Genomic DNA, 26,209 nt, shown 5'->3' on the forward strand with positions numbered 1-26,209 from the left:
TTTATTGAGGAACGGGAGCACTTTGATGGCAGGTTCTGCAGCTCACGAAGCACACGACGCTCACAAGCCTACAGGCTGGACGCGTTGGGTTTATTCGACCAATCACAAGGACATCGGTACGCTGTATCTGATCTTCGCGATCATAGCTGGTCTTATCGGTGGTTCGCTTTCGATCGCCATGCGCGCCGAGTTGCAACAGCCGGGCATCCAGATTTTCCATGGTCTGGCCTCCATGGTCTATGGCTTTGAAGGCGATGCGGCGATCGACGCCGGCAAACAGATGTACAACGTGTTTTCGACCGCACACGGTCTGATCATGATCTTCTTCATGGTCATGCCTGCGCTCATCGGCGGTTTCGCCAACTGGATGGTTCCGATCATGATCGGTGCTCCGGACATGGCCTTCCCGCGCATGAATAATATTTCGTTCTGGCTGCTCCCGCCAGCACTCCTGTTGTTGATACTGTCGATGTTCGTTCCGGGCCCTGCCGGTGGCTTCGGCACGGGCGGTGGCTGGACGATCTATCCGCCATATTCGACATCAGGTCAGCCTGGCCCGGCAATGGATTTTGCCATTCTTGCGCTTCATATTGCCGGCGCGTCGTCGATCCTCGGTGCCATCAACTTCATCACCACGATCTTCAATATGCGCGCTCCCGGCATGACACTACACAAGATGCCGCTATTTGCGTGGTCGGTCCTGATCACGGCGTTTCTGCTGTTGCTGGCGCTCCCGGTTTTGGCGGGTGGTATCACGATGCTTCTGACCGACCGCAACTTTGGCACGGCGTTCTTCGCGCCCGAAGGTGGCGGTGATCCTATCCTGTTCCAGCATCTGTTCTGGTTCTTCGGTCACCCTGAAGTTTACATCATGATTCTGCCGGCCTTCGGCATCATCAGTCACATCGTTTCGACATTCTCGCGTAAACCGATCTTCGGTTATCTCGGAATGGCCTACGCCATGGTTGCCATCGGTGTTGTCGGGTTTATCGTTTGGGCCCACCACATGTACACAGTGGGCCTGTCACTCGATACGCAGCGCTATTTCGTCTTCGCCACAATGGTCATCGCGGTTCCAACTGGCGTCAAGATCTTCTCCTGGATCGCCACGATGTGGGGTGGATCTATCGAGTTCAAGCCGCCAATGGTCTGGGCGATTGGTTTTATCTTCCTGTTCACCGTTGGTGGTGTGACGGGCGTTCAGTTGGCCAATGCCGGTCTCGACCGTTCGCTGCATGACACCTATTACGTGATTGCGCATTTCCACTACGTGCTGTCGTTGGGCGCAGTGTTCGGCATCTTCGCCGGCTGGTACTACTGGTTCCCGAAAATGACCGGTTACATGTACAACCATAAAATTGCCCACACGCATTTCTGGGTGATGTTCATTGGCGTCAATCTGGTTTTCTTCCCGCAGCATTTCCTTGGTCTTGCCGGCATGCCGCGCCGCTATATCGATTACCCTGATGCTTTTGCAGGGTGGAACGAAGTATCGTCGATCGGTTCGTACATCTCTGGCGTTGGCGTCCTGATCTTCCTCTTCGGCGTATTCGAAGCGTTCGCCAAGAAGCGTGAGGCTGGAGCCAATCCTTGGGGTGCGGGCGCAACGACACTCGAATGGCAGCTGTCATCGCCGCCGCCATTCCACCAGTGGGAACAGCTCCCGCGCATCAAGTAAACGCTTCAATGCCGGGACTACCAGAGGTTGTCCCGGCATTGAATAAAACAAGACGGATCAAATGGCACTGATTGAGAAAAACGCAAATCTTGATGCGAGTATTGGCCTCTCGGAAGCCAATGCATCGGATTATATTGCGCTGCTCAAGCCACGCGTCATGTCCTTGGTCGTCTTTACCGGCTTCGTTGGGATGATGGCTGCTCCTGGCCAGATCAATCCCGTCTTGGCCGCAATCGCCATCCTTTGTATTGCAGTCGGGGCAGGCGCCTCAGGTGCACTCAACATGTGGTACGATGCCGACATCGACGCCATTATGAAGCGCACCTCCAAGCGGCCGATCCCTGCGGGACGTATCTCGCGCGGCGAGGTGTTGACGTTTGGCCTCCTGCTTTCGGCCTTTTCAGTCGTAACGCTCGGCCTGTTCGTCAATCTTCTCTCGGCATTTCTGTTGGCATTCACGATCTTCTTTTATGCTGTCATTTATACGATGTGGCTGAAGCGTTCGACGCCGCAGAACATCGTTATCGGTGGAGCAGCGGGTGCGTTTCCGCCCATGATCGGCTGGGCGGCAGTCACGAATTCCGTGAGCATGGAAAGCATCGTCCTTTTTCTCATCATCTTCCTGTGGACGCCGCCGCATTTCTGGGCCTTGTCGCTCTTCATGTCGGATGACTATGAGAAGGCGAAAATTCCGATGATGCCCAATGTCGCAGGGCCTGCATCGACGAAGCTTCAGATTTTTCTCTATACTTTGCTGGTAGCACCAGTTGGTGTCCTCCCTTGGATCATGGGATTCGCGGGGCCAGGTTATGGCCTGTTTGCCATAGTAATGGGCTGCGCCTTTCTTGCTTCGGCCTTCACTGTATGGCGTGCTCCTGTTGGCGATGCGATGTTGAAGCCTGCCAAGAAGATGTTCGCTTTCTCCATTTTCTATCTTTTCAGTTTATATGCGGTGCTCCTCGGCGAGATTCTGGTGCGCAAGGCATTTCTGGTAGCTGGTGTTTGATATGAGCAACGACATGGTAACTCTCACGGACAAGCAGAAGCGGGCACAGCGCAGTCGCTCCCTGGCGCTCGCGCTGGCGTTGGCCGCGTTTGTCGTCGTTGTCTATGTCGGGACATGGGCCAAAATCGGGGCCAATCACTCTTCGCAAACGGCGCCCGTAACGAGGCCCGCACAATGAGCGATGCACCGAAGCGCAAGGTTTCCGACCGGACGATCGCGATTTCTTGCCTCGCCTTCTTCTTCGGCATGGTGGGTATGGCGTTTGCTGCCGTCCCGCTCTACGCCATGTTCTGCCAGGTCACAGGATATGGTGGCACGACCCAGCGCGTCGAACAGATGTCCGATACAATTCTTGACAAAAAAATCACTGTGCGTTTCGACGCCAATACGTCTGGTGGTTTGCCGTGGCAGTTCGAGCCTGTACAGCGCGAAGTCACGATGAATATCGGCGAAACCAAGCTGATCAAATATGAGGCGAAGAACATCGTCGACAAGCCGACCGCGGGGCGCGCGTCATTCAACGTGACGCCGCAGGCTGCAGGTGCTTACTTCAACAAGGTCGAGTGCTTCTGCTTCACGGATACGGTCCTGAAGCCAGGTGAAGATCTGGAAATGCCGGTCGTCTTTTTTGTCGATCCGGACATCGTCAATGCGCCTGAGCTGAAGGGCGTCAACACAATCACTCTATCCTACACGTTCTTCCCGATCCCTATGCCAGCACCCGTTGCTGCCAATACCGAGGTCAAGAAGAATGGTACATCGGGACAACTCTAAACTGCGCCGGCTTAGCCCGGTGTCAAAACCAATGAACAGACCTTGCGAGGGTTAGAATGGCCGAGACGCACCAAAAGAACCACGATTACCACATCATCGATCCTAGCCCATGGCCATTTCTTGGCTCGGTTGGCGCGTTTGTTCTTGCAATCGGCGGCATCGCTTTCATGCGTTACCACAGTGGCGGCGAGCTTGTCCTTTTCAGAGCTAACCTCACAAGTCCCTGGATCCTGCTCATAGGCGTAATGATCGTTCTTTATACGATGTACGGCTGGTGGTCCGACACGATCAAGGAGAGCAAGGAAGGCCATCACACACGCGTTGTGTCGTTGCACCTGCGCTACGGCATGATCATGTTCATCGCTTCAGAAGTGATGTTCTTCGTTGCCTGGTTCTGGGCGTTCTTCGATGCCAGTCTTTTCCCCGGGGAAGCAGCGCAAGTAGCGCGGACAGCATTCACCGGCGGTGTATGGCCCCCGAAGGGTATTGAAGTTCTCGACCCGTTGCACCTGCCACTTTATAATACTGTCATCCTGCTTTTGTCCGGCACGACGGTCACATGGGCGCACCATGCTCTGATCCACAATGATCGCAAGGGCCTGATCAGGGGCCTGACGCTCACCGTCCTGCTCGGTCTGCTCTTTTCCTCAGTGCAAGCCTACGAATACATTCACGCTCCATTTGCGTTCAAGGATTCGATCTACGGTGCAACATTCTTTATGGCGACTGGTTTCCACGGTTTCCACGTCATCATTGGAACCATCTTCCTCGCCGTATGCTTGCTTCGTTCGCTCCGGGGGGACTTTACACCGACCAAACATTTCGGCTTCGAGGCTGCGGCCTGGTATTGGCACTTCGTTGACGTGGTCTGGCTGTTCCTGTTCTTCTCGATCTATGTATGGGCATCCTGGGGTGCTCCGATAGCCGTGGAATAAGCGGACTTGTCTAAAATTTGCGGGCGGTCGTGGAAACACGGCCGCTCTCACTTTTTCAGCACATTCCTGCGCGACCATCCGATATACTTACTGCAAAAGCCCCTCCGGCCTTGAGGCACATGACCATGAATCAAGACACGGCGCTTTACCCACCAGTTGACCCCGTAGCTGCCGGTGTAAAAGCACGCTGTCCTCGATGCGGGCAGGGGAAGCTGTTCGACGGGTTCCTCGCGCCGGCGAAGCACTGTTCCAGTTGTGGGCTGGATTATTCATTCATTGACACAGGCGAGGGCCCAGCAGTTCTGGTGATGCTCTTGATCGGCTTCATTGTCGTCGGCCTTGCCCTCTGGATGGAGGTGACGCTCGATCCGCCATTGTGGCTGCATTTTATCCTGTGGATACCCTTGGCCCTCGTGCTCTGCCTTACGGCCCTCCGCTGGATGAAGGGCATTCTGATAGCCTTGCAGTACAAGCATAAAGCCGCAGAGGGTCGGCTTGATACGCTGGATAGCCATGACTGAGCGCGTGACACCTTTACCAAGCAACCGCTTCCCGTGGATAAAAGTTGTTCTGGGTGCAATCGTTTTCGCAATCTTGATCGCCCTCGGGACATGGCAGGTCGAACGTCTCTATTGGAAGGAAGGCCTGCTGGCGGAGATAGATGCTCGAACGCATGCGAAGCCCTCTTCGCTCGCCGAGATAGAGAAAGTCTGGGCGGCTGAAAAGGATGTCGACTACCGGACAGTGACAGTGACCGGCCGGCTGCTTAATGATCGCGAGCGTCACTATTTCGCGACCTATGACGGCACTTCCGGGTTCTACGTCTATACGCCGCTTTTGCTTGATGATGGTCGCGCAGTCTTTGTCAATCGCGGCTTTGTTCCCTATGACAAGAAGAATTCCGTGACACGGCCCGAAGGTGAAGTTGAGGGACAGGTGGTTGTAACGGGGCTTGCGCGCAATCCGCTTTATGACAAGCCTTCGTCGATCGTGCCGAACAACGACCTCATGACCAATATCTACTATTGGAAAGACCTGCCAACGATGGCGGGACAGTCGGGCATTGCAGATGACAAGCTGGTTCCTTTTTTCATCGATGCCGACAAGACGCCAAATCCCGGGGGGCTACCGGTCGGCGGCGTAACGATCATCGATCTGCCAAACAGCCACCTGCAATACGCGGTAACCTGGTATGGCCTCGCCGCGACACTGCTTGCGGTCGCGGGAATTTCGCTTTGGCAACGATACCATCCCAAAGATCCAAACGAGCCTGATCCCAGCCAATCTGAAGCTTCGGACTTGACTTCGCGTTGATTGCCGCCCAATTCCAACAGCACTGTAACGCTTCCATGAGACACGACACGATGGCTGACAAGAAACCACTGACAATCCGCCTGTGCGGACCGCGCGGTTTTTGCGCCGGTGTGGATCGCGCCATCCAGATCGTCGTTTTGGCGTTGAAGAAACATGGCGCGCCTGTCTACGTTCGCCATGAGATCGTGCACAACCGCTACGTCGTCGAAGGCTTGCAGGCTCGCGGAGCGGTTTTTGTCGAAGAGCTTGACGAAATTCCTCCGGAGCATCGCAATCAGCCTGTTGTCTTTTCCGCGCACGGTGTGCCGAAATCGGTTCCCTCCGATGCGCAAAGCAAGAACCTTTTCTATCTGGATGCAACATGCCCGCTGGTCTCCAAAGTTCATAAGCAGGCGATGCGCCACCAGCGGCTTGGCCGCCACGTCATCCTCGTCGGTCACTCTGGCCATCCGGAAGTCATCGGTACGATGGGTCAATTGCCCGAAGGTGCGGTCACGCTGGTCGAAACCATCGCCGAAGCTGAGACCTATGTCCCCGAGGATCCCGATAACCTCGGCTTCGTGACGCAGACAACACTTTCCGTTGACGATACTGCCGGGATCATCGCGACGTTACAGCGCCGCTTCCCCGCGCTGACGGCACCAGCTGCAGAATCGATCTGCTACGCCACGACGAACCGCCAAGACGCTGTGAAAGCCGCGGCTCCAGGCTGCGACCTTTTTCTCGTCGTGGGGGCTCCGAACTCTTCCAATTCAAAGCGACTGGTTGAGGTCGCCGAACGGTCGGGGGCCGTACAATCTCTGTTGGTTCAACGAGCCGGCGACATCGACTGGAGCAAGGTCGGCAACATTTCGGTGGTCGGATTATCCGCCGGAGCTTCAGCTCCGGAGATCATCGTTGACGAAATCATTCAGTCCTTTTCGGAGCGGTATATCGTGTCGATCGAACTCGCGGAAACAACCATCGAGACCGAGAATTTCCATGTGATGCGGGATCTGCGCGACGTGGAACTGACGAGCGCCGATATGGCATTCGTCAACGGAAGCCGCTGATAATGGCCGTCTATACCGACATCAATGAAATCGACTTGGCGCACTTCCTCAAAGACTACGATATCGGCGAGCTGCTTTCGTATAAGGGCATTGCCGAGGGCGTCGAAAACTCCAACTATCTGCTGCATACCAGCACTGGATCGTTCATTCTGACGTTGTACGAGAAACGTGTGAACAGCAACGATCTGCCGTTCTTTCTCGGTTTGATGCGACATCTGGCGGGCAAGGGGATACGCTGTCCTTTGCCAGTGAACCAGAAGTCCGGATCAAGCATCGGCGAACTGGCTGGTCGGCCTGCTGCGATCGTAACCTTTCTCGAAGGCATGTGGATGCGCCGCCCGACCGTGCAGCATTGCTTTGCCTTGGGCGAGGCAATGGCGAGGATGCATGTCGCGGGGGAAGATTTCCCCATGCGCCGCCCCAATGCGCTCTCTGTAGAAGGCTGGCGGCCTCTATGGGATAATTCCAAGGCCGGTGCCGGTCGGGTTGAACCGGGCCTTGCCGAGGAGACCGAGGCCGATCTTGCCTTCTTCGAGTCAAACTGGCCGTCGCACTTGCCCTCGGGTGTGATCCATGCCGACCTTTTTCCAGACAACGTCTTCTTTTTGGGAAACAAATTGTCGGGACTGATCGATTTCTATTTCGCCTGTACCGATCTGCTTGTCTACGATGTGGCCGTTTGCCTGAACGCCTGGTGCTTTGAAAAGGATCATTCCTTCAATCTGACCAAGGGCACAGCCTTGCTCCGAGGCTACAATTCTGTTCGCCCGCTCTCGGCGGACGAAGCGGTAAGCCTGCCTGTCCTTGCACGCGGTTCGGCGCTGCGTTTCATGCTCACAAGATTGTACGATTGGCTCAACACGCCGGAAGGCAGCCTCGTCGTCAAAAAAGACCCGATGGAATACATCCGCCGGATGCGCTTTCACCGCCAGATCAGGTCGGCAAAAGAATACGGGCTTATCCTGGAAGGGTCAAAAGTGTGAAGGAGATTCAGGCTTTTACCGATGGCGCTTGCTCCGGCAATCCCGGCCCGGGAGGCTGGGGCGCGGTTCTACGCTGGAACGGCAATGAAAAGGAACTCTCTGGCGGTGAAGCCGACACGACCAACAACCGTATGGAGTTGATGGCGGCGATCTCGGCTTTGAATGCCCTGAAGGAACCCTGCCAGGTCGATCTCTATACGGATTCGGTCTATGTTCGCGATGGTATTTCTGGCTGGATCGACGGCTGGAAGCGTAACGGTTGGAAAACTGCCGCGAAGAAGCCGGTGAAGAATGCCGAACTCTGGCAGGCGCTGGATGAGGCGCGCAAGCGCCACAAGGTGGTCTGGCATTGGGTCAAAGGGCATGCGGGTCATCCGGAGAATGAACGTGCCGACGAACTCGCGCGCGCTGGCATGGCTCCTTTCAAACAAAAGCGAATGCCGCAAGTTTAAGCATATCACGTGAAGAGGTGCGCGGCGCGCAAGGATGGCGATACGTTGCGGCCGGTATTTCGCGAGGCCCGGCGATAGGGCCTTCCCGGCATGAAATAGAGGGATCGGCGCGAACCAATCCCTCATAACGTTACTGGCCGGTCATGATGCCCTTGACGCCGCGCCCCATGGTGCAAGCTTTCAGATGGGCGATTTCCGCCTCATGGTCGCCTCCGCTCATGCTGGCTACCGGCAAACCGATCAGGAAAACGCCAAGCGCGTCATTGGTCGCGGCAGATTGCTGAACCGATGAAAAGGCGGCAAGTTGTTGCGCCGCGTTGGGTGGGCAATTGCTGGCATAGGCAAGTGGCTGGATGCGGCCGGGCGGCGTGGCGCAACCGGAGAGCAAGCTGATGCGATGAATGGTGCTGCTAGTTTCTTCAATTTGGTCATTTTCCCCTGAAAGCGTTTTCTCATCAAGCCGGTTTGTCATCCCCCCGGCGACGGGCAAGCGCCCGAATGGTCAGAGTAAACGCTCAAGGCTTAAGGATTGCGCCCGACTTAGATTAAGCTTTTAACCAACTAACGCGCATCGATGATATTATCAGCCTTTGTCTTCATCACAGCCGATGTTCAGCGGCCGGCGACTTCTGCGAAAGGATTGATGGAGTTCACCTTGGAGGCGTCCTTGGACAGAACTTCCCCCGGACAGTGGGCCCGTTACCCGCCATCGGAGGCGCCACTTCGAACGGCTCCGGAAGCAGTTCCCGCCGAGAGGACGGGGAGAAGGATAACCCGGGTTTGGAGAGCGTGGATAAACAGCCACAATTATTTCTGTCTGAGGCTGCTGATTTGCCCGATGGCAATGCTTGCTGTACGTGGTTCGACAAGCTCACCATGAGGGAAGTGGGTTCATTGCAGGAGCCAGGAACAGCAACACTGATGCCCCTCGACGCCTCCGGTTATCTTGCAGTTCACCCATCTCCCTCATGGTGAGCTTGTCGAACCACGCACAGTGCCTTTTGCCAAAATCTAGTACCGACAGCAAAATGTCTCTCACTCTCCCCCCTGTGGGGAGGGAGGATGCGCAGCAGCAGGGAGGGGTCCTCTGGATTTGCACCCAGACTTATCCCCACCCCGATACGAGTTTTTCCTACAGCTGATTGAGAATGGTAGCTGCGCTTGAGGTGACGGCCTGACCAGGAGACTCTTCGATATTGAGCTGCTTCACCACGCCGTCTTCAACCAGCATTGAATAACGCTTGGAGCGTATGCCCATATTACCGGCACCAAGATCGACATCGAGACCGACAGCCTTGGTGAAAGTGGCATTGCCGTCCGAGAGATACTGAATTTTGCCCTCGCCATTCGTTGCCTTGGCCCAGGCGCCCATGACATGCGGATCATTGACGGCGACGACGACAATTGCGTCGATATCCTTTGCCAGAATTGCATCTCTGTTTTCAAGATAACCCGGCAGATGGTTCATGCTGCAGGTCGGCGTAAATGCGCCAGGAACAGCAAAGAGAACAATTCTCTTGCCCTTGAAGAGCGCATCGGAGCGGACTTCACTGACGCCCTCGTCCGATTTCGTCTTGAATATAGCGTCCGGCAAACGCTCGCCCACCTTGATCGTCATGAATAGCTCCCTGTGAGATGATGATATGCGCCCTTCCGCACATAGGGTGCGTACTTGCAAAAGTCGAGAATTTTGATCGTTATTCCTGCACGTTGATCATGCCGGAGACGGCCTTGTCTCCTTGAACCAGCGTGTAGTTAAGAGGGGGTGTTTTTTTGTCCTTTCCGGAAATGATCCGCACGGAAAAAACGGCACTATTTGCCTGCCGGTCCTTCAGTTTCGACATGCCGAACGTAACGATTCCATCGCCCGCGACGAAAATGTCGGTGTTTGGATCATCGGAAGGCAGGTCGACCGTTACCCTCACACGATCATCCTTGCGTACCGCGCTACGCGCGCCGAATGTCGCCGACGCTTCGCCCGGCAGCTGTTCGAAGGCCGAATCTATGAGCGTTTTGGTCAGGGCGTCGGTCGGTTTGGTGTTGTCGACGGTAAAATCAAACTCCGCTTTAACAGGGATGCAGATCGTCTCGCAAATCCCAAGAAATGCATGGCCCTTCAAATGGGCAGGCTTGGCAGGATCGGCGAGTATGAGCGTGAGCGGCAGGGAGACTGGTTTCTTGTATCCTGCCCAGTGGGTATTGCCGTCATCGAAGCGATGCGGCGTTGGAAACGCAAGCGCATAGCTTTTGATGTTGGTGCTTTCAGTGAGATCGAGTTCTGGCGGCACACCCGCATCACCGGGTTCTCGCCAATAGGTTTTCCAGCCCGGATCAAGATTAATTTCTATCGCCCCGCGGATCTCGGGCGATGGCTGGACGGGATTGTCGATGACGAGCCTGACATTGCCGCCGGGTGTCTTCGTCCATTCGGAATTTGCATGCGCCGGAGCGGTAAACGCAATCACGGCCGCAAAAAAGAGCAGTTTTATTTTCATTTTTGGACCTTTACAGGCCTTTTGGGCACTATCAAGGATGTGACTGATTTTGCGCATCATTTCTGTGTGAGAAGTAATCCCGCAATGCGTGCACGGCTGAGGGATTTAAGTATCATTTACAATTCGTTACCCAAAGCCGTTGTCATTTACAGAATCCTTGGTACCTTTATTCTCATGGAGATTTTCAGAGACGCCAACAAAGAGACCGGATTTCTGAATGGACAGTTCCTTCTCGCCATGCCGGGAATGGACGACAGCCGGTTTGCGCGTTCGGTCATCTATGTTTGTGCGCACTCTGAAAAGGGCGCTATGGGCCTGATCATCAACCGTGTCCAGGACATGGAGTTTTCGGATATCCTTGTTCAACTGGGTGTTCTCGATGAGCAACAGGCAATCATGATGCCTGAGCGGACGCGCGATTTTCTGGTGCGCAATGGGGGACCTGTCGAAATGCGGCGAGGCTTTGTCCTGCATTCCGATGATTATCTCACCGATTCAACCATGCCGGTCGCAGAAGAAATTTGCCTGACGGGAACTGTGGATATACTACGTGCAATCTCTGGTGGCCGCGGACCGCGCAAAGCCTTGATGACGCTGGGTTATTCCGGTTGGGCTTCGGGTCAACTTGAGACCGAGATTGCCAACAATGGCTGGCTCACCTGCAAGGCGTCGCAGGAGTTGCTTTTCGATACGGATATCGACAGCAAGTACGATCGGATTCTCGCCTATATGGGCGTTGATCCGTCACGGCTGGCCACTGTCGCCGGCCACGCCTGATTTCTACGACGCTTTCGATTGCTGGAACTGCTCACGCAATAGCTTCGTCGCGACGTCCAGTGTAAGCGGCGGGCTGAACATGAAACTCTGCGCATACTCGCAGCCCATCTGGCGGAGTTGCAGCGCATCGCTTTCGTTTTCAATGCCTTCCGTCACAACAGACAATCCAAGATCATGCGCCATGCTGATCATGGAACGAAGCAGTGTCACCTTCTGCGGTTGATCCGCCTTCAGGAAGGACCGGTCGATCTTGATCATGTCGAACGGGAAGGAGGTCAGGTAGGACAGCGAAGAGTACCCCGTGCCGAAATCATCGAGCGATACACCGACGCCCATCGCCTTGATGCTGGAGAGCACATAGTTGGAGCGCTCCGGATTTTCCATCATCAGGGATTCCGTCAGTTCCAGTTTCAAACTGGCCGGCTCGATCTGGGTTTGTAGCAGCACCGATCGTACATCATCGATCAGATCCTGCCGGATCAGTTGGCTGCTGGAAATATTGACCGAGACAAAGAGTGGCGAGGCGCCAAGATTGCGCTGCCAGTTGACGAGGTCTTCCGCCGCCTTCTGCATGGCAAAAAGACCGAGCTGCACGATAAGACCGGAGCTTTCGGCAATCGGAATGAACTCCGACGGCGGAATGGAGCCACGGCGCGGATGATCCCAGCGCATCAGCGCTTCGAACCCAGCAATGCTGTTGTCTTCCAGGCGCATGATCGGCTGATAGGCCATGTGAATTTCGCGTCGCTCGAGCGCGCGACGCAGATCAGATTCCAGCTGCAGCCGGTCACTGCCGACTGCACGGAAGGCAGGGCGGAACGGCTCGATGCGATCGCCGCCGAACCGCTTCGCCTGGAACATGGCCAGCTCGGCATCCTTGATCAGATCTTCCGGTGAGGCCGCGCTGCCGCTGGTCCAGGTAATCAGGCCAAGCGATGCAGTCAGCACGATCTCGCGTTTGGAAAAAGCAATCGGCGCCCGGATGGCTTGTTTCACCGCTTCGGCGAAGGCGGCGATTTTGGCGGGCTCGCTCTCGGAAACAAGAATGAGGCCAAACTGGTCGGCAGCCAGACGGCTGAGCGTATCCTGCGGCCGCAACAGGCGGTGCAAACGGCGCGAAATCGTCAGCAAGAATGTATCGCCCGCCGACATGCCAAGCCCGTCATTGACCTGCTTGAACCGGTCAATGTCGATGATGAACACGGTCGGGCGGATCCTGCTCTCGGTCTGCGCCATGGTGATGACGGAGCCCAGGCGGTCCAGGAAGAGTTCGCGGTTCGGCAGGCCTGTCAGATTGTCGTGCACGGCATCGTGGAGCAGGCGTTCTTCCGCCTTTTTCTGCTCGGTGACATCGATAAGCGTGCCGACACACCGGACAATTTCACCGTCGGAACCGATGACAGGGCGAGCCTTCAGCGAGTACCAGTAGTAGTGGCCGTCATTGGCGCGCAGGCGGAATGTTTGCGAAATGCGGCCGCGCCTGTTCTCGAGAATAACATCTAACGTCGTCCGGAAGCGATCGCGGTCGTCCGCATGCAGGCTTGGCAACCAGTTTCGCACGGCGCCGTGCAAAGAACTTGCCGAGGCTCCAAGGAAATTGGTGAGGTCCGGCGTAGTAACGACGCGATCACGCGGCACGTCCCAATCCCAGACAATATCGCCGGAACCGATAATGGCGAGCGCTTGCCGCTCCACATCGGAGAACAGGCCCTGTTGCAGCGCGCCGCCGGAAAATGCGTGCTGCATGACGGTGAAGCCGATGAGGAGAACGATGAGAACGAGGCCGCCGGCAAGCGCCGGTTGAATGATATCATTGGCCAGAATTCCCGATACGGTGAGCCAGCTGCCCATCAACCAGACGAGGAGGAGTATCCATGTCGGTATCAGCATGATCGCGCGATCATAACTTCGGAAGGAGAAGAAGCCGATCAGGACGATGCCAGAAATGATGGTCAGGGCGAAGGAGAAGCGGGCGATACCGGCCGCGATCGGCGGGTCGAATATGGCAACGCCGGAGACGATGCCGAGGCCGAGAATCCATGTCAGCGCGCCATAGCTGAAATTGTCATGCCATCGGTTGAGATTGAGATAGGTGAAGAGGAAGATCACCAGCGTCGCCGCAAGCGCCACCTCGGTGCCCGCTCGCCACATCTGTTCGTTGCCTGGCGTTATCTCTATCAGCTTGTTCCAGAAGCCGAAATCGACGCAGATATAAGCCAGCACCGCCCACGCGAGCGCGGCTGTTGCAGGAAAAAGCGACGTTCCCTTGACGACAAACAGAATGGTCAGGAACAACGCGAGCAAGCCAGCGATTCCGAGAAGAATGCCGCGGTAGAGTGTATAGGAATTGACCGTATCCTTGTAAGCATTCGGCTCCCAAACGTAGACCTGAGGCAGGTTGGGTGATGCAAGTTCGGCAACAAGCGTGATCACGGCTCCGGGATTGAGCGTAATCAGGAAAATATCGGCATCTTCGCTGGCTTGCCGGTCCAGCGCGAATCCCTCGCTCGGCGTAATGGATGCGATGCGGGTCGAGCCGAGATCGGGCCAAATGAAACCAGATCCGACGAGGCGGAAGTGCGGCGCGACTATCAGCCGGTCGATCTGCTCGTCCGTCGGATTGGCAAGGGAGAAGGCTGCCCAGTCACCTGTAGACCGCTTGTCGTTAGCCTGCACCTCGATGCGGCGAACGATACCGTCGGTACCCGGTGCGGTGGAAATCTGGAAAGTCTCGCCTTGGTTCCGGTACACTTCGACGGCTTTTGACAGGTCAAGTGCTGTGCTTTCTTTGGTGATCTTGATTGTCTCGAACGCGTTCGCGACCGATTGCATCGATATCAACAAAATGACGAGCGCAAAAACCCGCGATAAGCCTTTCAGCATTCGTCCCGTCAATAATTTCACTGATACAACCTTTATTTCCCTAGCGCCGTACATCGCCTTCAATCATCGAGAAGAGCAGATGATCTTGCCACATACCATTTATCTTTAAGTATGAGCGTAGCAGTCCTTCCCTCTGAAATCCGGCTTTTTCGAGAAGGCGGATCGATCTTTCATTGCTTGGAATACAGGCCGCTTCCAGCCGGTGCAACCTCACCTTGGTAAAAGCATAGGGAATAAGCAGGCCCAGTGCTTCATGCATGAAACCCTGTCCGGCAAACGGCTCGCCGATCCAGTAACCGATCATACCATTCTGCCCAACACCGCGGCGGATATTGCCGAGCGTAATGCCTCCAAGCAGGCGCGAATCCTTGTTCCGGAAAAGAAAGAAAGGATGCGCTGTTCCAGCTGCCGCCTCTTCGTCATAGTGTCGAATTCTGTGGCGAAAGGCTCCCCGCTCCAGATCGTCGACCGCCCACAGAGGTTCCCACGGCGAGAGGAACTCGCGACTCTGCGCGCGAAGCGTGGACCACGCGCGGTAATCGGAAAGTTGCGGCGGACGCAAATAGAGCCGCTCGCCCTGCAGGGGCGGCGCGGCGCTTTTCAGGAAGGGCAGGGCGATCATGGCCTTCGAGGCTCTCTGGCCGTCAGACTGCGATTTTTCGGGGACTTGCTGTTGCAGAAGTAAGCTCCTGACGGACATCGGCGAATTTCATCAGCGAACCAACCGGACCGACAGCGGCAATCGTCGGCGTCGTATCGAGGAAGAGGCGGCCCGCGAGATCCGTCAGCCGCTCTGTAGTGATCTTCGATAAACGCTCGACCAGTTCTTCGGTCGAGACTGCGTGCCCGTAGAGCAGCATCTGTCGTGCAATCTGTCCGGCTCTGCTCGCGGCACTTTCGTGTGACATCAGCAGACTGGCACGATATTGCGCACGTGCACGGTTCAACTCTTCCTGACTGATGTTCCGAGCAGCTTCATGCAGCTCATTGATGATGACTGGAACAAGCTTCTTAAGATGGTTGCGCCCGGTTGCGGCGTGAATTCCAAAAATGCCGGTATCGGAAAAACCCCAGTGGAACGCATAAACGGAATAACACAGTCCGCGTTTCTCACGCACTTCCTGGAAAAGACGGGAGGACATTCCGCCGCCAAGGATCATGGCCAGCAATTGCGAAGCATAGAAATCGCGAACGTGATAGGCACGTCCCTCGAAGCCGATGACGACCTGTGCGTCCATCAAATCGCGTTGCTCGCGGAAGTCGCCGCCAACATAATGCGACAGATCCGGTTCCGGTGCTGTTGATTTGGCACGGAAGGAACCGAGACGCTTCTCGACTTCGCGTACGAATTCATCGTGCTTCACACCGCCAGCGGCGACGACAACCATGCGCTCGGCGCTGTATTGTTCATCCATGTAGCGGCGAAGATCGGCGGAAGAAAAGGATTGCACGGTTTCCGGCGTTCCAAGAATTGTCCGGCCGATCGTCTGGTTTTGAAACGCTGCTTCCGTGAAGCGGTCAAAGACAACGTCGTCAGGTGTGTCGTGAGCCGCGCCGATTTCCTGCATCACAACATTTTTTTCGCGCTCGAGCTCGTCAGCATCGAACTTCGAACCAGTCATGATATCGCTGAGGATGTCGATTGCCAGAGGCATGTCGTCTCGCAAGACGCGCGCATAATACGATGTTGTTTCGACACTGGTGGCCGCGTTGATCTCGCCGCCTACGTCTTCAATGTCGGCTGCAATTTTCCAGGCGGAACGATTTTCAGTTCCCTTGAAAGCCATGTGTTCAAGAAGATGAGCAATACCGTGCTGATGGTTGCCCTCATTCCTCGACCCTGCCTTGACCCAGATGCCAAGCGCTACACTCTCCACATGCGGCATTGTCTCTGTCGCAATCGTCAAACCGTTGGAGAGGCGACTGATTTCAACGCCCATTCAATGCTCCTTACCCGCCGCTCTTGAATGTCGGCTCACATACTCTTCCACACTTTTAACGTCGTTGGGAAGTACCGTGTACTGTTCTTTTCGTTGCATGAGGTCGCCCAGCCAGAGCGGAAGGTCAGGATGAATGCCGCTTGCCGCCTCGACGGCATCGGGAAATTTCGCCGGATGAGCAGTGGCAAGTACAACGCTTGGCGTTTCCCTCCCGGCCTTCTCACGCGCAACTTTCAGTCCGATGGCCGAGTGCGGATCAAGAAGATAGCCAGACTGCTTCAGGACATTTGCAATTGCCTCGGCCGTTTCCGCCCGGCTAGAGCGCCCCGCCGCGAATTCAGCGCGGATTGCGGCAAGCACAGTGTCGGAAATCGTGAAGCTGCCTGATTGTTTCAACCCGCCCATCAATCGGCGCACTGCGCCGGCGTCCCTGCCGTGTGCTTCAAAAAGCAGGCGTTCGAAATTGGAAGAAACCTGTATGTCCATGGAAGGCGATGTCGTGTGGAGTACGCCCCGGGTTTCATAGATTCCCGTTTCGATCGTGCGGGTCAAAATATCGTTATCGTTGGTCGCAATGATGAGCTGGTCAATCGGAAGGCCCATGCGCTTTGCAACGTAACCAGCAAAGATATCGCCGAAATTGCCGGTCGGAACGGTGAAGGACACCGGGCGCTCCGGGCTTCCGAGCGAAACGGCAGCCGTGAAATAATAGACGATTTGCGGCATGATCCGCGCCCAGTTGATCGAATTGACCCCCGATAGAGAAAGGGAATCGCGGAAGGCCAAATCGTTGAACATCCCTTTGACCAGGGACTGGCAATCATCGAAATTCCCTTCGACGGCCAGCGCGTGGACATTCGCTGCCGCCGATGTCGTCATCTGCCGCTGCTGCACTGGCGAAACGCGGTTGTGCGGAAACAGGATGAAGATATCCGTGCGATCCCGGTTGGCAAATGCCTCGATGGCTGCACCGCCCGTATCGCCGGAAGTTGCACCGACGATGGTGGCGCGCTCGTTACGCTTGGTCAGGATATAATCCATCAGTCGTGCCAACAACTGCATCGCCACATCCTTGAAGGCGAGGGTTGGTCCATGGAAAAGCTCGAGAACAAACTCGTTGTGCCGGGTCTGCACCAATGGGCAGACCGCTTCGTGCCGAAACGTACCATAGGCTTCATGCACCATTTTCTCGAAATCAGCCTGGTCTATGTCGCCGGCGATAAAAGGCGTCAGAACCTGAATGGCAACTTCGGCATAGGTTTTGCCGCGCAGCGAGCGGATCTCGCTTGCGGAAAACTGTGGAAATTGCTCCGGAAGATAGAGCCCGCCGTCGCGGGCAAGACCGGACAAAAGCGCATCGGAAAAGCCCAAAACCGGCGCTTCTCCCCGGGTACTCACATATTTCATCTCGGTCGCCTCATGTGTTTTGCCCAATAGTGCTGTCGCTGCCCTTGTCAAAAAAAGGCTGCAATGCCCCGTCGCATTATTTCCTTACCGTTGGTATAGAACACGCTCGTTCGTCAAGGTTCGTTCTTCAAGGAAAGTTCTGTTCATGAAGTCAGAAGCACAAAAATCTCTGCCCTTCTATCAACTTTGCGCCCCGGTTTGTGCAATGATCTTTGCTATCGGTCTTGCAGGATGCTCTACCAGCGGCAGCAACAAAGACGACCCGAATAGTGAGAAAGCGCTGGCCACTGCGGAAGCGCAAAAACGCATAACAGCTTCCGAATTAACAGCCTTCTGCCCCACGGTGACGATCCGCGAAGGGACCTCGGTCCTGACGAATTATGGAAAATCAGCCGACAAGACGCCTGAAAACCTGATCTATCAAGCTTCGATCTCGAACGAAACGCGATCGTGCCAGTCAAGTGATGGTACCATGACCATGAAGGTGGCCGTTGCCGGCAAGGTCGTACCCGGTCCTAAATTCACGCCCGGGACAATTACAGTGCCTATCCGCGTCGCCGTCATTCAGGGAACAAATGTACTTTACTCGACACTGCACAAGCAGGCGATATCGGCTTCGGATGGCAATGCAGCCACACAGTTCGTTTTCAACGATCCTAATGTGAGTTTCCCAAAGCCAACGGCGCAGAACATTCAGGTGTTCATAGGTTTCGACGAAGGGCCCGCAAGCGCGGCTTCAAAATCAAAGCCGAAAACACAGTAAGAAGGCTGGCGCCATGCCAGCCCCCTCTAGATCCTGACCCCAGTCAGACTGCTTCGGACCATACCGTCATTGCTTCGATAACTGCCGGCAGATCGCGATGACGGCTGATAACCGTTTCCGCGCCCGCATCGGTCAGCTTGTCGGCATGTCCCGGATACGTATGGGCGCCGCCCGTAAAACCAATTACCCGCATGCCCGCAGTCCGTGCAGCGTGAACGCCATGGCTCGAATCTTCGATAACGATACAGCGCGCCGGATCGACGTTGAATTGCTTTGCTGCGAACAAAAACACGTTTGGATCCGGCTTTGCCTTCTGTGTACCGACTTCGCGCGCCGAGAAGATATGTGGCGCGAAAAGATCATAGAGCGTGCTTTGTTCGAGCATCATCTTCAGTGAAGAGCTGATCGAATTGGAGGCGACGCATTTCGGATACTTCAAAGCTGCGATGACCTGTTCGGCACCCTCGATGACGTTGAGTTCGTTGCGCAATTTGTGATCCATCTGCCGCGACGATTCTTCGATCAGCGAGGCTGAAATCGGAATGCCGGATTCCTTTTCCACCTGAAGCAGAATATCCGTCCAGGTCAGCCCGGCAAAACGTTCGGCGATGTCTTCCGGTCCAATGGGGTAGCCGGATTGTGTCAGCAGCTGGGATTCGACTTCGGCGGCAAGAATTTCTGAATCGACAAGCACACCATCGCAGTCGAAAATAATAAGCTGAGGTTCCATTAGTCATACCTGTTCGTAAAATAGGCCGCAACAGTGGCGGCTCCGGTCGTTTTGGGGGATGTCGGGCATCGACTACACGTTTATGGCCATTGGGTCAAAGACCAGAGTCACATTTTCATTCCTCCGATTTCATTGCGCTTAACGCGATATTTACCGTGTGCGGTAACCATACCGCTATGTAAAGCGTCTCCAGTAATCGAGTATCAAATGTCCGTAGTACGTCTCGTGAATGATCTGCCCCAGGCAGCGCCGCAAACTTCCTGGATCGACACCATTCTCAAAGGCGACTGCGTCGCCGCTCTCAACCGTTTGCCCGATCATTCGATCGATATCATCTTTGCCGACCCGCCATACAACCTTCAGCTCGAGGGGGATCTGCATCGCCCGGATCAGTCGAAGGTGGATGCGGTCAACGATCATTGGGACCAGTTCGAAAGCTTCCAGGCGTATGACGCGTTTACGCGCGCTTGGCTTCTCGCATGCCGCCGCGTGCTGAAGCCGAACGGCACGATCTGGGTCATCGGCTCCTATCACAATATTTTCCGTGTCGGCGCGACAATGCAGGATCTCGGATTCTGGATGCTCAACGACATCATCTGGCGCAAGAACAACCCGATGCCGAATTTTCGCGGCCGCCGGTTCCAGAACGCCCACGAAACCATGATATGGGCGTCACGCGATCAGAAATCAAAGGGCTACACGTTCAATTACGAAGCCATGAAGGCAGCCAACGACGATCTTCAGATGCGCTCGGATTGGCTTTTCCCGATTTGCACCGGCTCGGAGCGTCTTAAAGATGAGAATGGCGACAAGATACACCCAACCCAAAAGCCCGAAGCCTTGCTGGCCCGGATTCTCATGGCTTCATCGAAACCAGGGGATGTCATTCTCGATCCGTTCTTTGGATCGGGAACCACCGGTGCCGTCGCCAAACGGCTCGGACGGCATTTTGTCGGCATCGAACGGGAACAGAAATATATCGATGCTGCGACGGCTCGCATCGCTGCGGTGGACCCACTAGCTGGTGCCGACCTCACCGTTATGACCAGTAAGCGCGCCGAACCGCGTGTCGCATTCGGCAGCATCATTGAATCCGGCATGTTGAAGCCGGGTGCGGTCCTGAGCGATATTCGCAAGCGCCATGCTGCTATCGTACGTGCTGATGGTACTGTGACGACGGGCGGTGATGCCGGATCGATCCACCGCATGGGCGCGAAAGCGCAGGGGCTCGATGCCTGCAACGGCTGGACATTCTGGCACTTCGAAGACGAAGGCGTGCTCAAGCCAATCGACGAACTGCGCAAGCAGGTGCGATCGGGCATGGTTTCCGCAGGCGGCTAGAGATTCATGCTATGACGGCCTGCAAATGGCGTTTTTCTCGGCTCCGGTGCTCACGTACCAGTATGTACGCTGCGCTCCGGTGCTCGAAAATCACCATTTTCGCTGCGTCATAGCATAAATCCCAACATGCTTGCGGCGCCCCCGAGGCATGCCTCGGGCGTTTCGCTTTTAGGTGGGATCAGATGCGGATTCCAAGGTTGTTGAGATCGGCCTTGAGTGTTTCAGGATCGATGAATTGCACCGACTGCCAACCTACGGCCTTGGCACCGGCAACATTCTTGGCGCTGTCATCGATGAAAAGCGTTGCCGAAGGCTCAAGGTCAAAGGTAGCGACATGGTGATCGTAGATTGCCTTGTCGGGCTTGATCAGGCCGATGTCGCCAGAAATCGTAACGCCGCGGCTTTCTGTCAGGAACGGGTATCGCTCCCACGCCTCGCGCAAAGTGTCCGAGGCGAAATTGGTAAGCATCGTCACATCGTGACCATCGGCGATCAGCTTGCGCATGATCGCGACGCTGCCATCGATCGAATACGGAACCATCATGTGCCAGTTCTGCCGAAACGCGCGGATATGGTGCTCGCGGTCGGGAAAATCGGCGATCAATAGAGCCTCAGCCTCCGGCCATTTCCGCCCCCGATCCTGCTCTATATTCCACTCGTGCGTGCAGACGTTGTCAAAGAACCATTTGCGCTCATTGGCATCAGGAATGACATCCAGGAAGGCGGCATCCGGGTCATAGTGAATAAGAACCATGCCAATGTCGAAAACGATATGCTTGACCTGAGTCATTCTAATTTCTGCTCCTTGCGAACGCGTCTGGAATGGCGGCAGCAATGGCCTTTTTCATGACCGTGGGCAAGGCTTCGCCTCCCAATTTATCAACCTTGACCCACCACCCGCCAGCCGCAATGTCTTTCTCTACGTCATGGGCTTTGTAGATCTTAAGACGCAATTCGAAATGCGTAAAAACATGGGTGATGTTGCCGGTGGCGACCCAGTTTGCGGGAAAGGGGGCTGCATCCAATTCGGTTCCCCCATCCAGACGTGCCGTCCATGAAGTCGTCGGAACTTCCGCCATTCCACCAAGCAATCCCGTCTCTGCACGGCCACGCAAAAACACCTCATTATTCGAAATAGCCACGTAGGCAGCCCCAACTCGAACGGGCTTCTCTTTCTTGGGCGCTTTGACGGGAAAGAATTCCGGATCGGCGGTTTTCAACGCCTGGCAATCGTCGTTAAGCGGGCAAATGACGCATGCAGGTCGCCTCGGCGTACAGATCGTCGCTCCGAGATCCATCATTGCCTGCGCAAAATCCCCCGGTCTTTCATCAGGTGTAAGCGCCTGCATGCGCGCGCGGATCTCCGGCTTGGCGAACGGCAGGGGGGTAGCGAGGGCATAGAGCCGGGTGATGACACGCTCCACATTGCCGTCGACAACGGCCATGGGCAGATCGAATGCAATCGAGGCGATCGCGGCCGCCGTATAATCGCCGATACCGGGCAGCGATTTCAAGCTGGCGAGATCGGGCGGGAAACGCCCGCCATATTCTGCACAGATGATATCGGCACATTTCTTCAGGTTTCGCGCGCGCGAATAATAACCAAGGCCAGCCCAGGCGCGCAAAACGTCATCCTGGCTCGCAGCGGCCAAATCCACAACCGTCGGCCATTTTTCGATGAAAAAGCTAAAATAGGATTTGACGGCTTCAACCGTCGTTTGTTGCAGCATGATTTCGGAAAGCCAGATCCGATAGGGATCGGCAGTGATGCCTGCGAGACGCTCGCGCGGCGAAATGCGCCATGGTAGAGTTCGATGATGGGAATCATACCATAGCAGCAGGCGGGTGGTTATTGGTTGCATCAATTCCAAACTGCGCTACACGAAGCCTTGACGGTTCTTACAAAAACGGTTGCAAGCATGAATTTCATAGTCATTCGGAACCTTAAATGCTTCCAGATCAATTAGCCAAAGCGGTAATGCTCCCCACAAGGGGCCATTTTATCGGAATCGATCGCAACAATCGTCTCTTTACGTTTGTGTTTGCGCTGTTTCCTGGCCTGCTGGCAAGCGGAACTTCCGTGACCTTGGTCTGCGCCTTTTTATGGGCAATCGTTTCACTGGCAGCAAAACGCTTCCGGTTCGAGATGAGCAGAACCGACAAGATCGTCGCCTGGTGTCTGACCTTCTACGTTTTCGTGACCATACTTTCAGTGGTTGTGCATCCAGATGCGTCGAAGGGAGTTACTTTCATCTTCAAGATGATTCCCTTCCTTGCGATCTGGGCTGTTCTGCCGCGACTTCGAGCGAGCCTTCCCGGTCGTCTTGTCCCCTTTTTGATCACCGGTGCTGGCATCGGCATGATCGGTTCGCTCATATTCAGCATCGTCCAGATCGCCTTTCTGTCGCCTCGCGCTGAAGGGGGTGCGGGCAACGCCGCCGTGTTCGGACTGTTTACAGTGTTGTTTGGCAGCATTTCACTGCTCAATGCACATTCAGACAGCAAAACCGAGCGATTTATTGCAATCGCTGGTTTTGCCTGTGGTCTTGTATGTGCATTTCTCTCCGGCACGCGCTCAGCCTGGCTGGTCATGCCGATAAACTTTGCCATCTTGTATTGGTACTTGCGAGGACAAACCCTGCCGACGATCACCAACGTCGTGAAGGTCGTTGGAGCTGTCATAATCGTTGGCATCATCGCCATTGCGGCAATGAAGGTGACAGAGCGCTATCACGCGCTCGAAAGCGATATCGTGCAGCTAGATCGTCAGCCAGACAGTATCAATTCGCTCAATGCGCGGCTGATGCTGTGGTCGGCCGCCAAGCGGGCTTTTCTGGCATCGCCATTGATCGGCTATGGTCCGCAAAATCGCATGTCCCGGGTCAACGAGATCCTGAGTTTGCCTCCTGACAAGAAAATGTCTTTTACTCACGTTCACAACGGTCTTTTGAATGCCGCTGTCGACAGCGGCATATTGGGTGTGCTGTCGGTGGTCGGGCTTCTTGCTGCTCCAATAGTCGCCGCACGCAGGAAGGAGCCCGGGCCGGGCCGGGATCTTGCAATCGCTATTTCCCTATTGCTGGTGAGCAGTTATGTGGTTACGGGCATGCTGGGTATCATGTTCGGTCATGATGCGACGGACGCGGTTTTCATTTATCTGACGCTGATGATCTGTTGGATATCTGGAACCTCGCCCTATCTGTCGATACCGCAATTGGCCGCCCAGGCCGAAGCCGACAAGCTTGCTTTGAGTGATTTGGACCAGAAACTCGCCATGGCGAAGAGCGCTTAGAATGATGTTGGGTACTTCATGAAGGCTATCGTTACAGGAGCAGCGGGTTTTATTGGATTTCACGTTGCGAGACGGCTCGCCAGCGAAGGCTTTGACGTTATCGCGATCGACAATCTCAACGACTATTATCCCGTAGCGCTCAAGGAAGCCCGGCTCTCCGCGCTGGATGGTCTTTCCAGTATCCGTTTTGCTCGTGGCAACATAGCCGATCCCCAAGGGCTTTCCACAGCGATTGGCGATGATGTGGACGCCGACATCATCGTTCACCTCGCAGCACAGGCGGGCGTACGCTACTCGGTCGAAAACCCCGCAGCCTATGTCGACGCCAACGTACATGGTCAGGTGACGATATTCGAGCAGGCGCTGAAAATGCCGAAGCGGCCTCCTGTGGTTTACGCGAGTTCCTCATCGGTCTACGGCGCCAATACCAAAGTACCGTTCTCCGAAAACGATCCCGTCGATCATCCTGTTTCGGTCTACGCCGCGACCAAGCGCTCGGCAGAGCTTCTTGCTCACTCTTATCGGCACGTGCACAAGATTGCTTCGACAGGCCTGCGCTTTTTTACAGTCTATGGCCCCTATGGTCGCCCTGACATGGCCCCCTGGCTTTTTACGGATGCGATTTTGCAAGGCAAGCCGATCAAGGTTTACAATCACGGCCACATGCAGCGCGATTTCACGTTCATTGATGACATCGTCAGCGGTGTTTATGGAGCCGTAAATCGCATTCTCGCCCATCCCGAAGGAACGGCACCAGTCTACAATCTCGGCAACAACAAGCCGGTCGCCTTGATGCGTTTTATCGAAATCATCGAAAAAGCCTGTGGCCGAGAGGCGATAAAACAATTTGAGCCGATGCCCCCCGCTGATGTTAAATGTACATATGCGGACATCGACCTTGCATCACGAGACCTCGGTTTTTCGCCCGCCACCACCCTGGAACAAGGTATTCCTTTGTTCGTTGAATGGTTCCGCGGCTATAATGGCCGCTGAAACTCTCTCTGAAACAGGTGCGATAGGCCAATGAGCGATGATCGCAGTAAAAAAGGCTTTCGCCCGCTTGCCGACCCGGCTGCAGGAATTCTCGATCCTGTGTTGCGCAAGCGCGCGGGGATAACGATCGAACTTGTTCAGGCTTGGGAAGAGGTCGTTGGGCCAGCCCTGGGCGCGCAATCAAGACCGCTCAAACTACTTTGGCCGCGCCGGGCACATGAGAATGACCCGTTCCAGCCGGCAACGCTGGTCGTCGCTTGTCAAGGTTTTACGGCCATGCGAATTCAACACGAAACGGGCGAAATCATCAGCCGCGTCAATGCATTTCTGGGCTTTGCAGCTGTCGGCAGGATCAAGATCGAACAGAAGCCTGTGGAACAGCCGGTTACAAAACGCCGGACCTTGCCGCCAGTAGACGCGGCAACAGCCGACAAGATCAGCCGCTCCGTCGAACCGATCGAGGATGATGGTCTACGCGAGGCGCTGCAACGGCTGGGGCAGAGCATTCATGCCGACAAGATGAAACGATAATTTTTAATCGTGTGAATTCATTGATGTTGCATCACGAAAAATTCAAAGACAGAACGCATACTGTGCCTTAAAGAAACTGGCATGAACCCTAACGAGTCAAAGACTTGTAATTGCATAACCAACACCGGAGACAGGTGATCTTATGACTGAATTGCTGACACGCAGAAAAATTCTGACGCTCGCCGCTGTTTCCACGGCCGCCATCGCTTTGGCCACTGGCACGGAGGCTTGGGCACAAGACGCTACTCCTGTCCCAAATGCATCCGATGTAAAGGTTCCGCCTGCGGCAGGGACAGTCGATGAGGCGAAGCTGCTTGCGCCCGGCACCTTGAAAGACATCGTGATGGGCAAGGCCGAGGCTCCCGTAACGATCGTTGAATACGCATCGATGACGTGCCCGCACTGCGCGCATTTCGCAACGACGACCCTGCCCACGATTAAGGAAAAATACATCGATACGGGCAAGGCCAAGCTCATCCTGCGCGAATTCCCATTTGATCCGCGCGCAGCGGCTGCTTTCATGCTGGCCCGTTGTGCTCCTGAAGAACGCTACTACCCGCTGGTCGAAGTTCTCTTCAAACAGCAGGAACAGTGGGCAGGAGCGGCAAATGCAGAAGAACCTTTGCTGCAAATCTCCAAATTGGCCGGTTTTACACAGGAGTCCTTCAAGGCTTGCTTGACGAACCAAAAACTTCTGGATGATGTGAATGCTGTGCGTGAGCGCGGAGCCAATGAATTTGGGGTTAATGCTACTCCAACATTCTTCATCAATGGCACCAGATACTCGGGAGCCCTTTCGGTTGACGAAATGTCAGCGATTATTGACGGACTGCTTAAGTAACCGCCACCCGGTTTCCGGCGGG

27 protein-coding genes are annotated in these 26,209 nt (G+C 55.3%); 17 read left to right on the top strand and 10 right to left on the bottom strand.

From position 1 onward, the window contains the following. The first annotated feature begins 25 nt into the window (after positions 1-25). The 10 genes from ctaD (at position 26) to rnhA (ending at position 8,194) form a co-directional block, all read left to right on the top strand. Positions 26-1,678 (top strand): cytochrome c oxidase subunit I, encoded by a 1,653-nt coding sequence (ctaD, locus tag LB462_RS00100; protein WP_114432781.1) that lies wholly within the window; start codon positions 26-28, stop codon positions 1,676-1,678. A 61-nt stretch (positions 1,679-1,739) separates the two neighbouring features. Beyond that, positions 1,740-2,684, top strand: a complete 945-nt coding sequence (gene cyoE, locus LB462_RS00105) for a heme o synthase (protein WP_224505414.1) — start codon at positions 1,740-1,742, stop codon at positions 2,682-2,684. 1 nt (position 2,685) lies between these two features. After that, the gene (locus LB462_RS00110; RefSeq protein ID WP_210283366.1) at positions 2,686-2,862 is read left to right on the top strand and encodes a cytochrome c oxidase system small membrane protein; all 177 of its coding nucleotides are present in this window, start codon (positions 2,686-2,688) and stop codon (positions 2,860-2,862) included. After that, the gene (locus tag LB462_RS00115) at positions 2,859-3,458 is read left to right on the top strand and encodes a cytochrome c oxidase assembly protein (RefSeq protein WP_224505415.1); all 600 of its coding nucleotides are present in this window, start codon (positions 2,859-2,861) and stop codon (positions 3,456-3,458) included. Before LB462_RS00110 ends, LB462_RS00115 begins: the two co-directional genes overlap by 4 nt. Before the next feature lie 56 nt (positions 3,459-3,514). Next, positions 3,515-4,393, top strand: coding sequence for a cytochrome c oxidase subunit 3 (locus tag LB462_RS00120; RefSeq protein WP_224505416.1), 879 nt, complete (start codon positions 3,515-3,517; stop codon positions 4,391-4,393). Between the two features lie 125 nt (positions 4,394-4,518). Then, positions 4,519-4,914 carry a DUF983 domain-containing protein gene (locus LB462_RS00125; protein WP_224505417.1) on the top strand — a complete coding sequence of 132 codons (396 nt, stop codon included), beginning with the start codon at positions 4,519-4,521 and terminating at the stop codon, positions 4,912-4,914. Beyond that, positions 4,907-5,707, top strand: a complete 801-nt coding sequence (locus LB462_RS00130) for an SURF1 family protein (RefSeq protein WP_224505418.1) — start codon at positions 4,907-4,909, stop codon at positions 5,705-5,707. The genes LB462_RS00125 and LB462_RS00130 overlap by 8 nt, the downstream gene beginning before the upstream one ends. A gap of 50 nt (positions 5,708-5,757) precedes the next feature. Next, a complete protein-coding gene (ispH, locus tag LB462_RS00135; RefSeq protein WP_224505419.1) occupies positions 5,758-6,759 on the top strand; it encodes a 4-hydroxy-3-methylbut-2-enyl diphosphate reductase in 1,002 nt (333 codons plus the stop codon). A gap of 2 nt (positions 6,760-6,761) precedes the next feature. Next, positions 6,762-7,742, top strand: coding sequence for a homoserine kinase (locus LB462_RS00140; RefSeq protein ID WP_224505420.1), 981 nt, complete (start codon positions 6,762-6,764; stop codon positions 7,740-7,742). Next, positions 7,739-8,194 (top strand): ribonuclease HI, encoded by a 456-nt coding sequence (rnhA, locus tag LB462_RS00145; RefSeq protein ID WP_224505421.1) that lies wholly within the window; start codon positions 7,739-7,741, stop codon positions 8,192-8,194. The genes LB462_RS00140 and rnhA overlap by 4 nt, the downstream gene beginning before the upstream one ends. 130 nt (positions 8,195-8,324) lie before the next feature. On the opposite strand, the gene LB462_RS00150 is transcribed toward rnhA, so the two are convergent. From LB462_RS00150 to LB462_RS00160, 3 genes are all read right to left on the bottom strand, one after another. Then, the gene (locus LB462_RS00150; RefSeq protein ID WP_224505422.1) at positions 8,325-8,666 is read right to left on the bottom strand and encodes a hypothetical protein; all 342 of its coding nucleotides are present in this window, start codon (positions 8,664-8,666) and stop codon (positions 8,325-8,327) included. Between the two features lie 660 nt (positions 8,667-9,326). Beyond that, positions 9,327-9,812, bottom strand: coding sequence for a peroxiredoxin (locus tag LB462_RS00155; protein ID WP_224505423.1), 486 nt, complete (start codon positions 9,810-9,812; stop codon positions 9,327-9,329). Between the two features lie 79 nt (positions 9,813-9,891). Further along, positions 9,892-10,689, bottom strand: a complete 798-nt coding sequence (locus LB462_RS00160; RefSeq protein WP_224505424.1) for a protein-disulfide reductase DsbD domain-containing protein — start codon at positions 10,687-10,689, stop codon at positions 9,892-9,894. 174 nt (positions 10,690-10,863) lie between these two features. Here LB462_RS00160 and LB462_RS00165 point away from each other — a divergent pair, with 174 nt between their 5' ends. Then, positions 10,864-11,466, top strand: a complete 603-nt coding sequence (locus tag LB462_RS00165; protein WP_114432193.1) for a YqgE/AlgH family protein — start codon at positions 10,864-10,866, stop codon at positions 11,464-11,466. Between the two features lie 3 nt (positions 11,467-11,469). On the opposite strand, the gene LB462_RS00170 is transcribed toward LB462_RS00165, so the two are convergent. From LB462_RS00170 to thrC, 4 genes are read right to left on the bottom strand one after another with little or no spacing between them, the layout of a single operon-like run. Beyond that, positions 11,470-14,349, bottom strand: coding sequence for an EAL domain-containing protein (locus tag LB462_RS00170; RefSeq protein ID WP_370637048.1), 2,880 nt, complete (start codon positions 14,347-14,349; stop codon positions 11,470-11,472). Between the two features lie 40 nt (positions 14,350-14,389). Then, positions 14,390-14,971, bottom strand: coding sequence for a GNAT family N-acetyltransferase (locus tag LB462_RS00175; protein ID WP_224505425.1), 582 nt, complete (start codon positions 14,969-14,971; stop codon positions 14,390-14,392). Between the two features lie 22 nt (positions 14,972-14,993). Further along, positions 14,994-16,289, bottom strand: a complete 1,296-nt coding sequence (locus LB462_RS00180) for a M16 family metallopeptidase (RefSeq protein ID WP_224505426.1) — start codon at positions 16,287-16,289, stop codon at positions 14,994-14,996. After that, positions 16,290-17,696 (bottom strand): threonine synthase, encoded by a 1,407-nt coding sequence (gene thrC, locus LB462_RS00185; protein ID WP_224505427.1) that lies wholly within the window; start codon positions 17,694-17,696, stop codon positions 16,290-16,292. Between the two features lie 145 nt (positions 17,697-17,841). Between thrC and LB462_RS00190 the strand changes: the two genes are divergently transcribed. Beyond that, entirely contained in the window at positions 17,842-18,459 is a 618-nt protein-coding gene (locus LB462_RS00190) for a hypothetical protein (RefSeq protein ID WP_224505428.1), read from the top strand. Between the two features lie 43 nt (positions 18,460-18,502). On the opposite strand, the gene LB462_RS00195 is transcribed toward LB462_RS00190, so the two are convergent. Next, a complete protein-coding gene (locus LB462_RS00195) occupies positions 18,503-19,189 on the bottom strand; it encodes an HAD family hydrolase (RefSeq protein WP_224505429.1) in 687 nt (228 codons plus the stop codon). Between the two features lie 207 nt (positions 19,190-19,396). Between LB462_RS00195 and LB462_RS00200 the strand changes: the two genes are divergently transcribed. Beyond that, positions 19,397-20,530 carry a site-specific DNA-methyltransferase gene (locus LB462_RS00200; protein ID WP_224505430.1) on the top strand — a complete coding sequence of 378 codons (1,134 nt, stop codon included), beginning with the start codon at positions 19,397-19,399 and terminating at the stop codon, positions 20,528-20,530. 178 nt (positions 20,531-20,708) lie between these two features. Here the strand turns inward: LB462_RS00200 and LB462_RS00205 are convergent, their stop codons facing one another. Together LB462_RS00205 and mutY are read right to left on the bottom strand one after the other, a co-directional pair. Further along, complete coding sequence (locus tag LB462_RS00205; RefSeq protein ID WP_224505431.1) at positions 20,709-21,320, bottom strand: HAD family hydrolase; 612 nt, start codon at positions 21,318-21,320, stop codon at positions 20,709-20,711. Position 21,321: 1 nt separating this feature from the next. Further along, complete coding sequence (gene mutY, locus LB462_RS00210; protein ID WP_224505432.1) at positions 21,322-22,392, bottom strand: A/G-specific adenine glycosylase; 1,071 nt, start codon at positions 22,390-22,392, stop codon at positions 21,322-21,324. An 86-nt stretch (positions 22,393-22,478) separates the two neighbouring features. Here mutY and LB462_RS00215 point away from each other — a divergent pair, with 86 nt between their 5' ends. From LB462_RS00215 to LB462_RS00230, 4 genes are all read left to right on the top strand, one after another. Beyond that, positions 22,479-23,822 carry an O-antigen ligase family protein gene (locus tag LB462_RS00215; protein WP_224505433.1) on the top strand — a complete coding sequence of 448 codons (1,344 nt, stop codon included), beginning with the start codon at positions 22,479-22,481 and terminating at the stop codon, positions 23,820-23,822. Between the two features lie 18 nt (positions 23,823-23,840). After that, the gene (locus tag LB462_RS00220) at positions 23,841-24,815 is read left to right on the top strand and encodes an SDR family NAD(P)-dependent oxidoreductase (RefSeq protein ID WP_224505434.1); all 975 of its coding nucleotides are present in this window, start codon (positions 23,841-23,843) and stop codon (positions 24,813-24,815) included. A gap of 30 nt (positions 24,816-24,845) precedes the next feature. Further along, positions 24,846-25,346 carry a DUF721 domain-containing protein gene (locus tag LB462_RS00225; protein WP_224505435.1) on the top strand — a complete coding sequence of 167 codons (501 nt, stop codon included), beginning with the start codon at positions 24,846-24,848 and terminating at the stop codon, positions 25,344-25,346. 142 nt (positions 25,347-25,488) lie between these two features. Beyond that, the gene (locus LB462_RS00230; RefSeq protein WP_224505436.1) at positions 25,489-26,187 is read left to right on the top strand and encodes a DsbA family protein; all 699 of its coding nucleotides are present in this window, start codon (positions 25,489-25,491) and stop codon (positions 26,185-26,187) included. Positions 26,188-26,209: the final 22 nt, after the last annotated feature.

It is taken from the genome of Phyllobacterium chamaecytisi (assembly GCF_020164455.1).
Classification (GTDB): Bacteria; Pseudomonadota; Alphaproteobacteria; order Rhizobiales; family Rhizobiaceae; genus Phyllobacterium; species Phyllobacterium chamaecytisi.

Coding starts and splice junctions, on each gene's coding strand:
- ctaD (WP_114432781.1), top strand. CDS start 26: ATGGCAGGTTCTGCAGCTCACGAAGCACACGACGCTCACAAGCCTACA.
- cyoE (WP_224505414.1), top strand. CDS start 1,740: ATGGCACTGATTGAGAAAAACGCAAATCTTGATGCGAGTATTGGCCTC.
- LB462_RS00110 (WP_210283366.1), top strand. CDS start 2,686: ATGAGCAACGACATGGTAACTCTCACGGACAAGCAGAAGCGGGCACAG.
- LB462_RS00115 (WP_224505415.1), top strand. CDS start 2,859: ATGAGCGATGCACCGAAGCGCAAGGTTTCCGACCGGACGATCGCGATT.
- LB462_RS00120 (WP_224505416.1), top strand. CDS start 3,515: ATGGCCGAGACGCACCAAAAGAACCACGATTACCACATCATCGATCCT.
- LB462_RS00125 (WP_224505417.1), top strand. CDS start 4,519: ATGAATCAAGACACGGCGCTTTACCCACCAGTTGACCCCGTAGCTGCC.
- LB462_RS00130 (WP_224505418.1), top strand. CDS start 4,907: ATGACTGAGCGCGTGACACCTTTACCAAGCAACCGCTTCCCGTGGATA.
- ispH (WP_224505419.1), top strand. CDS start 5,758: ATGGCTGACAAGAAACCACTGACAATCCGCCTGTGCGGACCGCGCGGT.
- LB462_RS00140 (WP_224505420.1), top strand. CDS start 6,762: ATGGCCGTCTATACCGACATCAATGAAATCGACTTGGCGCACTTCCTC.
- LB462_RS00150 (WP_224505422.1), bottom strand. CDS start 8,666: ATGACAAACCGGCTTGATGAGAAAACGCTTTCAGGGGAAAATGACCAA.
- LB462_RS00155 (WP_224505423.1), bottom strand. CDS start 9,812: ATGACGATCAAGGTGGGCGAGCGTTTGCCGGACGCTATATTCAAGACG.
- LB462_RS00160 (WP_224505424.1), bottom strand. CDS start 10,689: ATGAAAATAAAACTGCTCTTTTTTGCGGCCGTGATTGCGTTTACCGCT.
- LB462_RS00165 (WP_114432193.1), top strand. CDS start 10,864: ATGGAGATTTTCAGAGACGCCAACAAAGAGACCGGATTTCTGAATGGA.
- LB462_RS00170 (WP_370637048.1), bottom strand. CDS start 14,349: ATGCTGAAAGGCTTATCGCGGGTTTTTGCGCTCGTCATTTTGTTGATA.
- LB462_RS00175 (WP_224505425.1), bottom strand. CDS start 14,971: ATGATCGCCCTGCCCTTCCTGAAAAGCGCCGCGCCGCCCCTGCAGGGC.
- LB462_RS00180 (WP_224505426.1), bottom strand. CDS start 16,289: ATGGGCGTTGAAATCAGTCGCCTCTCCAACGGTTTGACGATTGCGACA.
- thrC (WP_224505427.1), bottom strand. CDS start 17,696: ATGAAATATGTGAGTACCCGGGGAGAAGCGCCGGTTTTGGGCTTTTCC.
- LB462_RS00190 (WP_224505428.1), top strand. CDS start 17,842: ATGAAGTCAGAAGCACAAAAATCTCTGCCCTTCTATCAACTTTGCGCC.
- LB462_RS00195 (WP_224505429.1), bottom strand. CDS start 19,189: ATGGAACCTCAGCTTATTATTTTCGACTGCGATGGTGTGCTTGTCGAT.
- LB462_RS00200 (WP_224505430.1), top strand. CDS start 19,397: ATGTCCGTAGTACGTCTCGTGAATGATCTGCCCCAGGCAGCGCCGCAA.
- LB462_RS00205 (WP_224505431.1), bottom strand. CDS start 21,320: ATGACTCAGGTCAAGCATATCGTTTTCGACATTGGCATGGTTCTTATT.
- mutY (WP_224505432.1), bottom strand. CDS start 22,392: ATGCAACCAATAACCACCCGCCTGCTGCTATGGTATGATTCCCATCAT.
- LB462_RS00215 (WP_224505433.1), top strand. CDS start 22,479: ATGCTTCCAGATCAATTAGCCAAAGCGGTAATGCTCCCCACAAGGGGC.
- LB462_RS00220 (WP_224505434.1), top strand. CDS start 23,841: ATGAAGGCTATCGTTACAGGAGCAGCGGGTTTTATTGGATTTCACGTT.
- LB462_RS00225 (WP_224505435.1), top strand. CDS start 24,846: ATGAGCGATGATCGCAGTAAAAAAGGCTTTCGCCCGCTTGCCGACCCG.
- LB462_RS00230 (WP_224505436.1), top strand. CDS start 25,489: ATGACTGAATTGCTGACACGCAGAAAAATTCTGACGCTCGCCGCTGTT.